Source organism: Marinarcus sediminis (SeqCode), assembly GCF_048571275.1.
Lineage (GTDB): Bacteria > Campylobacterota > Campylobacteria > Campylobacterales > Arcobacteraceae > Marinarcus > Marinarcus sediminis.
Map to the genome: position 1 here is coordinate 2465357 of NZ_CP182357.1, position 16276 is coordinate 2481632.

The following is a 16276-nucleotide window of genomic DNA, read 5'->3' on the forward strand; positions in this document are numbered from 1 at the left end:
AAAAAAAGAATTATAAAACAGAGTTCCTTTAATCTATATTAATAGTTATTATCATTATTAGTATAAAAGAGTTATTCTTTAATCTTTTTTGGTTATACTTAAAAGAAAAAAAGGAATCCCATGTCAGGTAAAATTGTAAAACTTCTTATTTCTAAAGATCCAAAAAGTGCCATGCAAAGTGTCAATCAAATTATTTTAGAAGAGAAAAAAGGAATTTTTGGCGACAGATACTGTGCCCAAGAAGGCACCTTTTCAAACAAAGGTGAAGTAGAACCCGACAGAGATGTTACCCTCATAGAGATAGAAAAAATAGAAGCCTTTAACCAAGCGTGCAATCAAACAACACGGGCAGAAGATTTCAGAAGAAATATTGTGGTGTCAAATTGTGATTTAAACGCATTAGTAGGCAAAGAGTTTCAAATAGCTGATGTAATACTGAAAGGGATTCGTTTGTGTGAACCATGCAACTGTTTGGCCAAAGAGTTAAGCAATGAAGAGTTTTTAAAAAACATGCAACACAAAGGTGGATTAAGAGCAGAGATTGTAAAAGGGGGAAGCATAGATTTAAATTCTCAAATTGAGGTTTAAGAGTTTATAATGGCATTAAAATAGATATTTAACCTAACGGGTGTGAGAGTTTATAATCACTCTTAACCCTCTAACGGTCTTCGCTTCTCTCACTTTGTATGGACAAAGTAAGCCTTGTGCTTGCACTCTCTTTGAGAAAACCACCAACGATTAAATGTTCGGCTTAACGCACGAAGTTTGCCTTGTGCATTTAGCACAAGTTTCCCCCTGCTTCGGAGTTGGAAAAGAGGGGATAAGGACATTTGCATATTTGATTTTTCTATACTTGGAACTTCCATATATTCAAGTTACAAAAGATAGTTTGAATACTAGAGATATTACCACATCTGCAGACGCCGGAGTATTTTGAATTATTTATGGTAACAAGTGAGGACTGTTTGAACGTTAAGAAATGACCTAAACGGTCATTTTAGTGAGTTCCGCAACGCAATAAATAATTTAAAATACGGAGGGTAGCTTTGCCGTCGAAGCCCGTGGTGAGTTTTCTTTGCGAACTTTCTTTACGGATAAAGAAAGTGGAAGCGGAAAGCTTTAGCTTTTCAAGAGACGTCCAGCAAAACCTTACTTCATAGCCACAGCTTGGTAATATGGGAATCTCTTTAAAAATCACTCTCTTCTCAACAAAAATTAAAAACTATACTAAAGAAGCATTAGTAATTGCACTTAATGGTGCATTGACTTCAAAAATCTTTGCTCTGATATTGGTATACCCAAACGATTCTAAACGTTTTGTGTGTTTTTCCAAATAACGTTTGGCGTCGTTTTCATTATCAAACAGATAAATTCCACCTGCTTCTTTGGTGCTTTCATTCTCTGTCCATATTTTCCATATCAAACCCGCTTCTTGTTTGATATCTTCTGCTAAACTTACAAAAGCTTTAGAAAACTCTTCTTTAAAAATTCCATCGTGTGGAAAATCTACTTGTAAAATATATTTCATTTTATTTTCTCCAAAAGTTTTTAACGTGCTACTTTACCATTTTATTAAATAAGTTCAAGTAAAAATGTATCATTCTAAGAAAATGAACGTATCTGTTTATATTTTATAAACATCATTTTCACAACTTTTTCTACATCATCATCACTTAATTCATCAACAAATGAAAAACAAATGGCATTGCGGCTGGTGGTTTCATCGTAACCCATGGCTTGGACAATTCTTGATGGCTTTGATAAGCCTAAAGAGCACCCTTCCCCGTTGGTGATGTAGATTTCACTCAATGCTAAGGTGCGTATTAACTCTCTGGCTTTTATGCCTTTAAGTCCAAAGTGCAAGGCATAGTCTAAAGTATCATTTGGATTGACAAAAAAGTAAATATCCTCTTTGAATTGTACTTTGAGTTTGGCTTCAAATTTGGTTTTGAGTGCTGTATTAAAGTGTTGCGTACTCAAAGCCTCAAAACAGATTTTTGCAGCAAGGGTATCGATTTGTCCAATGGATAAAAGAGAAAAAGAGTCATCGCTAAAAAGCAGAACCCCATTGGTGTTAAAGCCCGTGAGTTTGTAGTTGTCAAAATAGAGCATATCACTTAAGGCATCCCAATGCGCACTTCCATTGGAGATAATTTTGGCTTGAGTTTGGCTTTTCACCTCTTTGATTGAAGTTGTTACAAAGGTATCCATGACATAAGAAGATAAAAAAAGAAAATCCATCGTTTTGTTTTTAAGTTCAAATAGATTTACTTTTCCATCTGGGTTTAAACCAATCCAAACCACTTCAAAGCCCAATTGCTCATAAAGTTTTGCCCCATCTATCACGGCTTGGCTTTCACCTAAACTCACACCAATTTTTGCATTCAGTTCTAAAAAGAGTCCTAGAAACCCCTCTTTTGAAAAGGCAAACGTTTTTAGTTTGCTGTGGTTAAAACGATTTTTATATGCCAAACATAACGCTTCAAACGTTTCATTGGCAACCAAGGCACTCATGCATAAAGTGTTATCTATCGTAAAATTTTTTGATTTATTCAATTGCAGAAAATTGAGTTTAATCACTCTTTTTGCCTTGTCGTGTCCGAAAACATCCCAACTGACAATGGGTCACTTCAATATCAGAGTGTTTGACCGTCGCTCCAACTTTTTTTAGTGTGGATGTTCGTGCTTCTTCCCACAAAACTTTGCACTCTATATCTGTACCGTAAGCAAAATTTCTCTTTAAGTTGTTGTATATCTCTTCTTGGAAATCTAAAAACACAAGTTTTCCAAAAACGCCCAATTCACAGTTGGTAATTTTAATGTTCATGCTTTCACAAGCATCCGACATCTCTATGGGTTTTACCCCAATAAGTCGTGCCACTTTAAAGGCTTTTAAACACGAAAGTTTCCCCTCTTCATCTAAATTATTTAACAGTAATTCTTTTTGTGTATTATCCAACTGGAATTCAGACATCTATCCTACCTGAGTGTGTGTAAATATTCATTTTTTTATTTCTGGCAAACCCAATAAGAGTAATACCGTGTTCGTTGGCAGCTTTTATGCCTTGGAACGTTACTGCGGCTTTTGAAACGACAATAGGAATTTTGTGCATCACACACTTAACTACCATCTCCATAGAGAGTCGTCCACTGGCATACAGTACTGATTTTTTAATATCTTTTTTCGCCATACAAGCAAGTCCTACAACTTTATCAATGGCATTATGTCGTCCGATATCTTCAGATGTAAAAATTGTACCATCTTCTAAAACAAGTTCTGCTTTATGCACACAACCTGTGTATTCAAAAAGATTGCTGGGTTGGTTAAATGATCGCATATTATTTAAAATATCATTGGCATTTACGCTGTATTTGGTATTGACAAAAGCACACTCAAAACTTTTATCGGCATTTCCCGTTACCCCCACACAACACCCTGATGTTAAGGTTTTCTCTTTAAATAAATTGGCATAACCCTCTTGACTGATTTTTGCAACAATATTGACTTTCAAACCATCTTCAGAGATATTGACATTGTCAACATCATCAAAACTTTGAATCACCGCTTCACTGAGTAAAAACCCAACAATGTGTGCATCTTGGTCTTGAGCAATGGACATAACAGAGAGAAACTTTTCGCCATTAAGAAAAAACTCAATACGCTCTTCTTTTATCACATCATCTTCAATTAATTCTATCCCATTTTCATCAAACTTTTCTATTATCACCTCTTTGCAAAAGTGTTTTAAGTCTGAAGGAAAAAGGGAGAAGTTTTCACTTCTCATTGGCTTAGTCATGCCACTTTCCCTTTTTTATTTTCTATATCTTCTAAAATATCAGGGGAAAGTTGCTCCAAATATTCTCGTGGATATTTCCCCGTTATGAGTCCTTTTAAATTCCCTTCTACTGCCACCAAAGAGGAGTAGACAAAATCCATAAGAAAAAACATAATCAATACACTTGATCCAAAGTGAATGTACAACAACAATCGCTTAAACTGAATAAAGTGTGCATTCGTATAAGCATCTGGGTGTAAATACCAAATGATGGCACCACTGACTAAAAGCCCTGCTCCCATTAAGACGAAAAAGAAATATATTATTCTTTTCATGGGTTTATACTTTCCTGGCAAAACTATTTTTTTCAGTAAGCTGTTTTTAAATAACATCTTAGAGTCTTTAAAAGCAATGATACTCATCAATAACCAAACCGGAAACCAAAAAAGCCCCGCCATTTCATGAGTACCTCTTAATAAAAAAGGAATCAATCCCCCCTCAGAACGAAGTCCCCAAGTGATATTAAACCCTGTAATAATAAGTGTAATCATAAAAACAACATTGAGCCAAATAATTGCTCTGTGGTAAATTGAGAAGACTTGAACTTCATCATTTGGATTATGAATCGTGGCACTTTTTCTTCCACTTATTACATAGACCACACAAAAAATAGCAATTTCTGCAACAAAAACCCACCAAATATAGAGTTGTCTTTCATTACTTGCTCGTATAATTTCAGGTGCAAATGCCGTATAGTTTGGTCCAAATGCTTTATTGACCATTGCTTCATATGCAGAACTTGGAGGAGTTAACACTCCGTCCAAATTTCCACCAAAAAGCAGATGAATCTTATATTGAATAAAGTATCCCCAATCTATAATCATAAGATACTTTAAAAATATAAATCCAACGATGCCAAGCCCAAGAAATGTTAGAATATATGCTTTATTTCTATTAAAAAATGAGCTATTCTCCATCTGTTACCACCCCATAGCTTCGGTTGCTATTCCTTTTCCTTTAGTTGTGGCTCGATATGTTTTAATCAACGCTACTTCGTTGGCATCACCTACAAGTAATGCTTTAGTCGAACACATTGAAGCACACATTGGAACTTTGCCTTCTGCCATTCTGTTTTGACCATATTTTTCAAACTCTTCAGGAGAGTTTGTCTCTTCAGGACCACCTGAACACATGGTACATTTGTCCATTTTCCCTTTGGTACCAAAAGCACCATTTTTAGGAAATTGTGGTGCGCCAAACGGACAAGCAAACAGACAATATCCACACCCAATACATTTGTCTTTGTCGTGTAAAACAATGCCATCGGCTCGGATGTAAAAACAATCTACAGGACACACCTTTTCACAAGGGGCATCCGCACAATGCATACAGGCCATTGATACTGAAATCTCTTTGCCTACAACACCTTCATTTACTGTTACAACTTTTCTTCTATTAATCCCAACTGGAATTTCATGTGCTTCTTTACACGCAACAACACACCCATTACAATCAATACAAAGCTTTTCATCGCAGTAAAATTTCATTCGTGCAAAATCTGGTTTAGTCATACTACTCTCCTACGCTTTTTCTAATCTGACAAGTGAACATTTTGTTTCAGGGCAAGCTGTTTGTTGGTCGAAACCATAACTTGTAACTTGATTTGAGTTTTCACCATAACCATACGGAGCTGTTTTTTCAGGATATCGGTATCCCAAATTTTCACCTTGCCAAACTCCCGAAAAGTTTTGAGGTAAAAAGACATAATTTTCAGCCACACTGTAACTGTATTTACATCTGATTTTAATTTTTCCCTCTCCTGTTCCATAAACCCACATCATGTCACCATCTTTTAAACCCAACGTTGCTGCAAAATTAGGGTGTACTTCTCCATACATATCAGGCGATAACTCTGCAAGATATTTTGATGCTCTGGTTTCTGTACCTGTACCAAAGTGCATTACAATTCTTCCCGATACAATATTTACTGGATAATCTTTTACCCACGCTTGTGCATTTTGTTCTGTTTCGTATCGAACATTGGTTCTAAAGTGATTGAGTTTATCTTTTACCGATGGGTACTTTTTAACCAAATCGGGTCTGAATGAGTGCAATGGCTCTCTGTGTTTTGGAATATTATCAATAAAATTCCATACAATCGTTCTTGCTCTTGCATTTCCATAAGGGGCTAACCCAGCTTTGAGTGCATATTTGTTTAAAATACCACTGTCATCTGTTTTCCAATTTTTCCCTTCAACGGCTTTTTTCTCGGAGTCACTTAATTTAATACCGCTAAGCTCTTCAATGTTTGCAGAAGTGATTTCGGCATATCCCCCTTTGATTCTTGAACCAACGGGTGCACTTCCAGAAGCAGAGAGCAGACTTGTTCCATCTCTTTCTAGTCCAAATCGGTTTCTAAATCCCATTCCCCCTTGAGAAACAGGCAATTTAATGTTATACAATACTGGGCTTCCTGGGTGTTCTTGTGTCCAACAAGGCCAAGGTAAACCGTAATACTCTTTACTTACTACACCTTTCCCTTTTAAAGAGACCGAATCAAACAGATGCCAATTATCGGTATGTTTTTTAATACGTTCAGCCGTTCGTCCTTGCATTCCAATGGTTTTTAAACTTCGGGCAATTTCATTGGTTGCATCATCTGGCCAATTAAATTTATCGCCTTTGCCCATACCTGCAACAAATTGCTCATAAAATCCCAATCGTTTTGCAAAATCAAATAAAATTTCATGGTCTGGTCGTGACTCATATAAAGGATCAACGACTTTATATCGCCATTGTGCCGTTCTTGAAGTATTGACAACCGTTCCTTCTGTTTCCATTTGAGAAGTTGCTGGTAAAATAAACATATTGTTTTTTCGTGTGGTAATAACAGCTGCATCATTGACATATGGGTCAATAAAAACAACCAATTCCAATTTATCCAGCGCTTCTTTAACCACATGCGTTTGTGTAATGGTTGAAATACCATTTCCAATACATACAATGGCTTTAATAGGTGTTCCAGCATTATTAACTTCATTCTCTTTATCTAAAACACCGTGTATCCAAAGACTCAAACTGAACCCTTTTGATTCCATCATCTCTTTGGTTTTAAATCGACTTTTTAACCATGAATAATCGACATTCCACTGTTTTGCAAAATATTTCCATGAACCTTCTGATAATCCATAATACCCTGGAAGTGTATCAGCCAAACATCCTAAGTCTGTCGCACCTTGAACATTGTCGTGTCCTCTTAAGATATTACATCCCCCACCTGTTTTACCTAAGTTACCCAATACCAATTGTACAATTGAAGCCAATCGTGTATTTGAAGAACCGATGGTGTGTTGTGTTAATCCTTGATTCCAAATCAATGACCCTGGATCTGCTTGTGCAAAGACTGTTGTCGCTTGAATCAACATATCTTTTGGACAACCGGTGATGTCTTCTACGACTTCGGGTGTATATTGTTCACACTCACTGAAAATTTCATCCATTCCATAAACACGGTCAGCAATAAAACTTTTATCAAACCAATTGTTGTGTTTAATCAATCGAATCATTCCATACATAAACGCAATATCCGTCCCTGGTCGAATTCGACAATAGATATCACTTTTAGCCGCTGTTTTGGTATATCGTGGATCAATTACAATTAATTTGGCTCCATTTTGCTCTTTGGCTTTTAAAATATGTTGCATGGCTATTGGGTGATTTGAAGCGGGATTTGCTCCAAATACAATAATGGCTTTAGAGTTTTGCATATCACCAATGTGATTTGTCATGGCTCCATACCCCCAAGTGTTTGCAACACCCGCAACCGTTGGACTGTGGCAAATACGTGCTTGTTGGTCAATATTATTTGTACCAAACATGGCAGCAAATTTTCGAATATAAAACGCTTGTTCATTGTTCACTTTTGATGAACCTAAAAATTGAACGGCATCGGGACCATATTTTTCTCTTAACGTGTTGAGTTGATTTGAAATGTTACTCATGGCATCATCCCAACTGACTCTGTTCCACTTTCCATCTTTTTTCTCAATCGGATATTGCAGTCGGTTGGTTGATCTGACTTTGTCAATCATATCTGCCCCTTTACAACAATGTCCCCCGTGGCTGATTGGATGGTCTTGGGCAACTTCTTGTCTCACCCAAACTCCATTTTGAACTTCAGCTATAACACCGCATCCTACTGAACAATACGTACAAATGGTTTTAATAAGTTTTGAACCAGGAAAAGGATTTTTAATCTCTTCTTCCTTTGCATCTCTTAATACCCCATTTGAAGCAAATGCAGAAGTTGCGCCTACAGCTGATGCCAATGTCGCCATTTTTAGAAAACTTCTTCTACTGAAGCTTTTTAGCATCCCCATATCTTCTCCTTTATCTATTTAGCAGCGTTGTAAAATTCATTCCACGCTTTGGTTTTTTTATATAAAATCTCTTTTTTGTGTGCCGTTCCTACAACAACACCGCTTCCAATATCGCTTCCATCTCCTCTGTTTTGACTCTCGCTTGTTGATGCAACTGCAACAACAGAACCAGCCAAGACAGAAGCAGCGACTCCCGCTCGTTTAATAAAGCTTCTTCTTAACTCATCAGCCATACTAACTTCCTCCTGTTTATGTGGGTAAAAACCCCTCTAAACGTTAAAAAAACGCTTAGAGCGACTTTTCGTTTCTCTTATTTGATGGCCAAATAACTTCGCTCAAAGTTCACAAACGCTTCTAAAAATATTCCTACTTTGGCATAGACTTCATTTTTAGAATCAATTAACCCCAATATCAATTGGTCAATATGAGGGTCAATGACGTTACGGAATAACTCTTGGTGTAAATCTTTTTTTGTACTTTGTGTTGCATTGTTTTCAATTAAATAAGTGCTGAGAGTAAAAATAAAACCATAGTGGTCTTCGGGAGCTTTAAAGCTGTTTTCATCTCTTCGTATTTTTGTTTGAGCCAAAATATCTCGCACCCGTACGAGCATCAATCCTGCTTCTCTTTGTTCATGATACAAAGAGCTGCTCAAGGAAACGTATGTGCCAAAAGGAACCAAAAAAAGTTCTTGATAGATTTTATACAAAGCATCCGCTTCATTTTTTTCTAAATAGGAAACAACTTCAAAAATAGCTTTAGCCGCCTCTTCACTAAATGAATTCTCTTGAAGCAGTTTTAAGTTCTCTACAATCATAGGTGTTTGTGTTTTCACATGCTCTTCTACAAACAGCAGTGACAATACATTGTAAATAAAAACTCTCGCTTTATTAATCTCTTCATTATGCATGGAGCAGTCCCTCTTTTATCATTAATTTTGCTTTACAATCTTCACAACAGTAAAGTGTTCTCTCTTTTGTTTTGCTCATTTGTGAAAATATAGGAGCCATCATTTGGGCAACTTTTTCTACCGCTTTTTTCGTAGCAAACTCTTTTCCACACTCAATACAAGCAAAGAGTTCATCTTGGGCCAAAATATTATAAGTAAACCATGAAGGTTCAAGTTTTATCACATTATGTTCAATGCTCATACACTCTTTTTCAGGACAGGAAATTTCGCAATATCCACACGCTGTACATAAACTGGGGTTAATTCTTAGCGTATTGTCTTTGGCATCGGCCATAAGTGCATTGACATTACATGCCCCCACGCAAGATAAACACAAAGTACAATTATCTTCATTGACTTTTACCACACCATAATCAATATGTTCTCCCGTTTGTACGGTTCCTAATGTTTCATTTTGAACAATATGTGCCAAACGAATGGCAAAGTTTTCTCTTTTGTTTTCAGTGGTTTGATGAATCGAATATCTTGAATTTTCAATCAAAGAGGCTTCTTGAAGTGTTACGCTTAATTCCTCTTCATTTTTTGCAACTAAAATGGCGTCTACACCATATTTTTTTTGATAAATGCCATTGAGCATATCAATGGCATCGTTGGTTCCTCTTGCCATAAAATCGGTATAAAAAACAATTTGAGAACCCGACTCTTGAAGCAGAGTCAAAAGTGTACTTTCATGTAAAAACTTTTCACCTTCTATGGCTAAAGGCAAAATGCCCTCTTTTAAAGGCACATTTAAATTCTCAATGTGCATCTTTTTAGGGACAATCAAAGGGATATGGTTTTCATACAGTCGTGCAATTTCAAAAATGCTCTCTTTGTTCATGGGAGCATAATCCAATGCGCCACTGGGGCAAACAGAAATACAGCCACCACAACCCAAACAATCAATTTGTGAAAACTCTAAATGTTTATTGGCATCAATTTTAGTAATAGCAACGCTTGGACACACCTCTTCACATTTGCCACACACCTCTTCTCTTCTTTCATGGTATTGACAAATTGAAGCATCATACGTCAGATACTTTTTATACGCGTAGTGTGAGACGTTATTTCGTAGTTGGGCAATGACTTCAGGAATTGATTCAGACGTAATATTAACAACTCCACTTCTGTTTGTTGGCTCTTTTGCATTGAACCACGCAATTTGGCTGACACTTAATGGCACCTCTTTTTCATTGCTTAAAACAATCACTTCTAATGCCCCAATGTGTCCTGAAATGGTTTTTATCAAAGCATCATCCACATGAAACACCTCAAACTCATCAGAACCAATGTACTCTAAAAATTCATTCTTTTCTTCATGGCTTCCAATAATTAAAAGCTGATTTGAGACCAATTGTTCATAAGGAATATCTTGTGAACAATCAAATTTTTTGGCATTAATTTCGTAGAGTTTTTTTATATTCTTCATTTGATTGGACAAACTCTCTTGAGAGTTTTTAATATAAAAATCGATCTCTTTGGCAATAATTTCCGAGGGAATCATTGGCGTGTTTGAAACAATATAAGAGTGGTCAAAAGAAGAAGGAAGTTCAGAAACACTTAAAATATCTTCGCTCAAAGGAAAGGGCAATTTCTCTTGATGGTAGTAGATAAAGTCTTGCATAAATTATGCCTTTTGGTAAAATATAATTTACCATTTTATTTTGATTATTCTTTGTTTTTTCTTAAATGGTTAAATAAATTTTACTATTTTAAGGAGATGTTACCCTTTTAGCGATATGAATAAAAAAAGATTTACCATTTTTGTGTTATACTTGAATCAAAAAAAGGTCTCTTTTGATTCGATTTACCCTCTCTTTTATCTTTCTCATTAGCATGACGTACTACTATTTGAAAGATGAACGTTTCAATTACGCCACCATCGTTTTGGGCTCGTCACTTCCTAAAAGTGGTATGATGAGCAAATGGGGAGAGTCTGTTGAAAGTGGTGCAAATGCGTATATTAAATATGTCAATGAAAACCAAGTTTTAAAAAATAAAAAAATATCACTTTTAATTTATGATGATAAATATGAACCCACTTTAACACAAGAAAACATCAATAAATTCATCAAAAACGACCACATATTTGCTCTTTTTGGTTTTGTAGGAACTCCAACTGTAAAAAATATATTACCAATTTTAGAAGAGAGTAAACTTCCTTTTATTGCACCTTTTACTGGGGGTGAATTTTTAAGAAACAGCTTCAATGAAAATTTTGTAAACTTTAGAAGCTCTTACAAAGAAGAGATCGAGAAATTGGTTGATTATCTCTATACCGTTAAACACTTGGATAAAATTGCAGTTTTTTATCAAAACGATGATTACGGAGAAGAGGGTTATATTTCACTCATTCAAGCTTTAAAAAAACGAAATCTGCCTTTAGTAGCGGAAGGAACATATAAAAGAAACACCCTCTCTATAAGACACGCTTTCAATGAAATTAAAGATGCCAAACCAGAAGCCATTATTATGGTAGGTGCCTATAAAGCCAATGCTTTGTTTATTAAAAAAGCAAAAGTCCACCCCAATTTTAAAGATACACTTTTTTGCAACCTCTCCTTTAGCGATGCCAATGCCATGATAAAAGAGTTAAATTTCAAAACGCAACATCTGCTTTTTTCACAAGTCGTTCCCAGCTACGACAATAAAAATATTCCCGTTATTCAAGAGTACAGAACACTCATGAAGAAGTATTATCCAGAACAACCTCTGGGATTTATCTCTCTTGAAGCTTTTCTTGCAGCAAAAACCATGGTCAATGCCTTAAAAAATATTCAAGGAAATATCACACGAAAAAAATTTCTGCATGCACTTAAAACGTTACCAACAAATCAATTAAGTGGTTTAAAAACTCAGTTTAAAAACTCCCAGCTGTTAAACACAGTCTATTTGTTTGAGTATAACGACTCATCGTTTAAAGAGATTAAATATGAAAATTAAACAACTGCTTTCATATATTGATACCCTTCCTTTTTCATTAAAGACCTCATTTTTGATTTTTATTATTTCTGGAGGAATGATTTGTATTATTATTCTTTCACAAATATCCATTTATGCTCTTAAAAGCGATTTTGACATTCTTTTTGAAAAAAGAACCAAACCTCTGACCAAACTTGAGGTGATAAAAGATGCTTATAAAATCAATATATATGACACCTTGTATGAGGTACAAAATGGCAATATTGATACCTCTCAGGCCAAAGATGTCATTGTATTAGGACAACAACTCATTACAAAAAATTGGAATGAATATATTAACAACTCACAAAGCAATGAGTTTGAGCCCACCTTTATCACCAAATATATTAAAAAAATATTCTCTTTTAAAAATCCAGCCCATGAAAATTTGATTTTACAAGAGAACATCATTCAAAATATTAACAAAAAAATTAAACACTTAAATAGCCATATTCATGCCATTGAAACATATTTAAAAATGAATAATTTAAGTACTAAAAATGAACATCTCAATCATGTTTATTCAGAAATCAATTCAATTAATATCTACATTACCAATTTAATCAACTACGATTTAAACGTAGCCATTGATGAAAAAAGAGACACCGAAAAAGTCTTTAATGTCTTAACCATGATTTTAAATTTCTCAATTATTTTTGTTTTTCTCTCTTCAATTATTTTATCGGTCTTTTTAATCAATAACGTTAAAAAACTTCACATTGTATTAGAAGATACCGTCGATGAAAAAACAAAAGAGTTACAACAACTCAATAAAAACCTTGAGAAAAAAATCAAATTTGAAGTAGCCAATAACCGAAAAAAAGATTTAATAATGTTCCAACAAGCCCGATTGGCGTCATTAGGAGAGATGATTGCCAACATTGCACACCAATGGAGGCAACCGTTGGGTTCTATTATGGTCATTATCCAAAGTTTTCAACTCAAAACCCAATTGGGAAAACTCAGTCCTGAATTTGTAGAAAAAAAAGTCGAAGATGCCATGCTTTTGGCCAATAATATGTCGCATACCTTAGATGACTTTCAAAACTTTTTTAAACCCAATAAGGGCAAAACTTTTTTCAGTTTAAAAGCGTGTATCAAGGACTCCTTTGAACTTTCACACTATATTTTAGAAAAAGAGAAAATCACTTTTTCTCTCAATTTAGAAGAAGATACACAAATTTATGGCTTCTACAATGAACTTTCTCATGTATTTTTAAATATAATATCTAATTCAAAAGATGCCTTAAGTGTCAAACATGAAAAACAAAGATTAATTGAGATTGTGGTAAAAAAACTCAATAATAAAGTCAAAATAAATATTTATGACAATGGTGGCGGAATTCCAAAAGAGATTTTGCCCAAAATCTTTGAACCATATTACACCACAAAGTATAAAAGCAATGGAACAGGTATTGGGCTTTACATGTCAAAACAGATCATTGAAAAGCATATGAATGGCTCAATCAGTTGTAAAAACACATTTTATAAAATAGATAAAAACGAGTTTGAGAATTGTACGCTGTTTACAATCATCATTCCGCTTTATGCAAAGGAAAAAGATGCAAAATAGAGATTTGGACATACTAAAAGATTTAAATATTCTTTACTTAGAAGATGACATTAACCTGCTTACGCACACCAAAGATATTTTAGAAGATTTTGTGCACCACGTGCATGCCGTACAGAGTTCAAAAGAGGCTTGGGAAATTCTAAAAAATGAAAAAATCGATGTCATTATTTCAGACATTTTATTGGAAAACGAAAGTGGAATAGATTTTTTAGCTGAAGTAAAAGATGCCAATATTCAACTTCCAATAATCCTTACAACAGCTCATACAGATACTCAATATTTTTTAGATGCCATAAAATTACGAGTAGAAAACTACATTGTCAAACCCATTAACATTAAAGAGTTACTTGAATCGCTGCATGATATTTTACTTCCTATCATACAAAAAAAAGAGATTATCAAAAACATCAATGTGATTAAAACCATTTCTGCCGTGACCGATTCTATTCAAGTGGATGTAGTGAAATATATTATTTCCAATTTGGACGAGAACGATACATTGGTCGCATCATACAGTGATATTATGAACAACATTTCCATCTCAAAACCCACACTGATTAAACTGTTTAAAGAGTTAAATGAAAAAAATATTTTGGTTAAAACTGCGCATAAAACGTATAAATTTAATGCCCATGCATTGGATGGTTTTTAAGCACAATTAGCGTTTTATTTTCTTTTCGTCACATTATAAAAAGCCAAGAAGTGATAAAGTATTTTTTTTATTTTTATTTTTAAGCTATAATCATTGTTACAATAAAATTACAGGAATGATTATGAAACTCTCCTTAAAAACACTTCTGATTATCTCTTTCTCTTTCGTTATTGTAATTTCTATGAGTACGATAACAATAATGAGTTATTATTCAACCAAAGCAAATATGGCAGAGCAATCCTTTAAAATAATGCAAAACATATCTGACTTTGCCGTTGACAAATCTAAAACATACATGAATGTTGCAACAGATGCCTCTTTTTTAACTAAAAACCTTGAAAACAAAAATGTGCTTAATGTAAATAATCAAAAAAATCTTATTAACTATTTTTATGAACAAATGGCCATAAATCAATACTTTTCAGCCATCTATTATGCCTCTAAAGATGGAAATTTTTTGATGCTTTTAAAAGATGATAAAGGATATTTAAAAAAAGATATTACAATAGATAAAAAGGGGAAAAGAGTTGTCAAGATTTTACATCATGACAAAGATTTGAACTTTATAAACGAAGAAACACTTGATAAAGATACCTATGATGCAAGATTGAGACCTTGGTATATCAACGCCGTTGAACATAAAAAATCAACCTGGACAGAGCCATATGTATTTTATACTTCAAAAAAAACAGGCATCACAATATCAACGCCACTTTACGATAAAAACCATGCATTATTAGGTGTCATTGGAATTGATATTGAAATTGAACGATTATCTACGTTTATCAATAATTTAAAACTCGGAGACAATGGGAAAGTATTTTTGATTAATAGCTCATTAAAAATCATATCTCTGCCTTCAGAAAAAAATGAAATCAGAACAATGGAGAGTCTCAATGAGAACAGTGTGATAAAACTGGCTTACAATGAACTCAAAAAACTCACCGATGTGAAATCAATCAAAAAAAAGTTTTTCCTGACTTTTAAAAAAGATGACAACTATTATCAAGCGATGTTTTTACCCTTTAATATTGGAGATTTAGAGTGGACAGTTGGTATGTATGTGCTTGAAGATGATTTTTTAGGCATATTAAAAAACAATAATTTCTTCAATATTTTATTTATTATAGTCATTGGCTTTATCTCTTTGTTTATCAGTTTGAAAATATCCAATTATATTTCAAGCCCCATATTAAAACTCAGAGATATGACCAAAGAGATGGAGTTACTCAATCTAAATCAATCCGATGTTAATCCAAATCCAATTAAAGAGATCAATGAACTCATTGCCTCTTTTAACCATATGAAAATAAATTTAAAAGAGTCCTATGTAGATACTTTGTTCAGACTTGCCGTGGCATCTGAGTATAAAGATACTGACACAGCAGAACATATTAATAGAATAGGTTTATATTCACAAGCCATAGCCCAAAAACTGTGTTTAAATAAAAATGATATTTATATTTTAAAACATGCCAGTGCCATGCATGATATTGGTAAACTGGGCATTCCAGACAGAGTACTCTTAAAACCTGGGAAATTGAATGAAGAAGAGAGAAAAATAATCGAAACACACCCCGAAATTGGTGCAGCTATATTAAAAAACCCTACTTCTGAAATCATGAAAATGGGAAGAGACATCTCGTTATATCACCATGAAAAATGGGATGGTACCGGTTATCCAAAAGGCTTAAAAGGCGATGCCATACCTCTGTTTGCAAGAATCGTTTCTATTGTAGATGTTTTTGATGCCTTGATGTCAAAACGATGTTACAAAGAAGCCTTTGATGAAACAAAATCTAAAGAGATTATTTTAGAAGGAAAAGGCACCTTTTTTGACCCAAAAATTGTAGAAGCCTTTGAAAAATGTTTTAAAGAGTTGGTTAAAATATCAAAAGAGAATTCCTAAAAAGAGATAACTTATTTAAAGTCAAGATTTAACCTTTGGGGTATATTCAAAGTCATCTTTATCATAATATAGTCTCT

General features: G+C 34.2%; 15 protein-coding genes. 5 read left to right on the plus strand and 10 right to left on the minus strand.

Annotated features, from left to right (window positions below):
• Window positions 1–120 precede the first annotated feature (120 nt).
• The gene (locus ACNI3C_RS12275) at window positions 121–588 is read left to right on the plus strand and encodes an MOSC domain-containing protein (protein ID WP_419770095.1); all 468 of its coding nucleotides are present in this window, start codon (window positions 121–123) and stop codon (window positions 586–588) included.
• 634 nt (window positions 589–1222) lie between these two features.
• On the opposite strand, the gene ACNI3C_RS12280 is transcribed toward ACNI3C_RS12275, so the two are convergent.
• From ACNI3C_RS12280 to ACNI3C_RS12325, 10 genes are all read right to left on the minus strand, one after another.
• Entirely contained in the window at window positions 1223–1528 is a 306-nt protein-coding gene (locus ACNI3C_RS12280) for a monooxygenase (RefSeq protein WP_419770096.1), read from the minus strand.
• 74 nt (window positions 1529–1602) lie between these two features.
• Window positions 1603–2580, minus strand: a complete 978-nt coding sequence (locus ACNI3C_RS12285) for a cysteine desulfurase (protein WP_419770097.1) — start codon at window positions 2578–2580, stop codon at window positions 1603–1605.
• Entirely contained in the window at window positions 2573–2974 is a 402-nt protein-coding gene (locus tag ACNI3C_RS12290; RefSeq protein WP_419770098.1) for a ModE family transcriptional regulator, read from the minus strand. Before ACNI3C_RS12290 ends, ACNI3C_RS12285 begins: the two co-directional genes overlap by 8 nt.
• The gene (gene fdhD, locus ACNI3C_RS12295; protein WP_419770099.1) at window positions 2967–3797 is read right to left on the minus strand and encodes a formate dehydrogenase accessory sulfurtransferase FdhD; all 831 of its coding nucleotides are present in this window, start codon (window positions 3795–3797) and stop codon (window positions 2967–2969) included. Before fdhD ends, ACNI3C_RS12290 begins: the two co-directional genes overlap by 8 nt.
• A complete protein-coding gene (locus ACNI3C_RS12300) occupies window positions 3794–4660 on the minus strand; it encodes a cytochrome b/b6 domain-containing protein (protein ID WP_419770100.1) in 867 nt (288 codons plus the stop codon). Before ACNI3C_RS12300 ends, fdhD begins: the two co-directional genes overlap by 4 nt.
• Before the next feature lie 96 nt (window positions 4661–4756).
• On the minus strand, window positions 4757–5347 hold the full coding sequence (gene fdh3B / locus ACNI3C_RS12305; protein WP_419770101.1) for a formate dehydrogenase FDH3 subunit beta: 591 nt from the start codon (window positions 5345–5347) through the stop codon (window positions 4757–4759).
• A gap of 9 nt (window positions 5348–5356) precedes the next feature.
• Complete coding sequence (locus ACNI3C_RS12310) at window positions 5357–8155, minus strand: molybdopterin-dependent oxidoreductase (RefSeq protein ID WP_419770102.1); 2799 nt, start codon at window positions 8153–8155, stop codon at window positions 5357–5359.
• A gap of 14 nt (window positions 8156–8169) precedes the next feature.
• Window positions 8170–8388: a twin-arginine translocation signal domain-containing protein gene (locus ACNI3C_RS12315; RefSeq protein ID WP_419770103.1), complete on the minus strand. Its 219-nt coding sequence runs from the start codon at window positions 8386–8388 to the stop codon at window positions 8170–8172.
• A 77-nt stretch (window positions 8389–8465) separates the two neighbouring features.
• Complete coding sequence (locus ACNI3C_RS12320) at window positions 8466–9065, minus strand: TorD/DmsD family molecular chaperone (RefSeq protein WP_419770104.1); 600 nt, start codon at window positions 9063–9065, stop codon at window positions 8466–8468.
• Window positions 9058–10728, minus strand: a complete 1671-nt coding sequence (locus tag ACNI3C_RS12325; protein ID WP_419770105.1) for a 4Fe-4S binding protein — start codon at window positions 10726–10728, stop codon at window positions 9058–9060. The genes ACNI3C_RS12320 and ACNI3C_RS12325 overlap by 8 nt, the downstream gene beginning before the upstream one ends.
• Window positions 10729–10901: 173 nt before the next feature.
• Between ACNI3C_RS12325 and ACNI3C_RS12330 the strand changes: the two genes are divergently transcribed.
• The 4 genes from ACNI3C_RS12330 to ACNI3C_RS12345 all read left to right on the plus strand — a co-directional run bounded on the left by ACNI3C_RS12330 (window position 10902) and on the right by ACNI3C_RS12345 (window position 16199).
• Entirely contained in the window at window positions 10902–12047 is a 1146-nt protein-coding gene (locus ACNI3C_RS12330) for an ABC transporter substrate-binding protein (protein WP_419770106.1), read from the plus strand.
• A complete protein-coding gene (locus ACNI3C_RS12335) occupies window positions 12037–13638 on the plus strand; it encodes a sensor histidine kinase (protein ID WP_419770107.1) in 1602 nt (533 codons plus the stop codon). Before ACNI3C_RS12330 ends, ACNI3C_RS12335 begins: the two co-directional genes overlap by 11 nt.
• On the plus strand, window positions 13628–14290 hold the full coding sequence (locus tag ACNI3C_RS12340) for a response regulator (protein WP_419770108.1): 663 nt from the start codon (window positions 13628–13630) through the stop codon (window positions 14288–14290). The genes ACNI3C_RS12335 and ACNI3C_RS12340 overlap by 11 nt, the downstream gene beginning before the upstream one ends.
• A 121-nt stretch (window positions 14291–14411) precedes the next feature.
• On the plus strand, window positions 14412–16199 hold the full coding sequence (locus ACNI3C_RS12345; RefSeq protein WP_419770109.1) for an HD domain-containing phosphohydrolase: 1788 nt from the start codon (window positions 14412–14414) through the stop codon (window positions 16197–16199).
• Window positions 16200–16276: the final 77 nt, after the last annotated feature.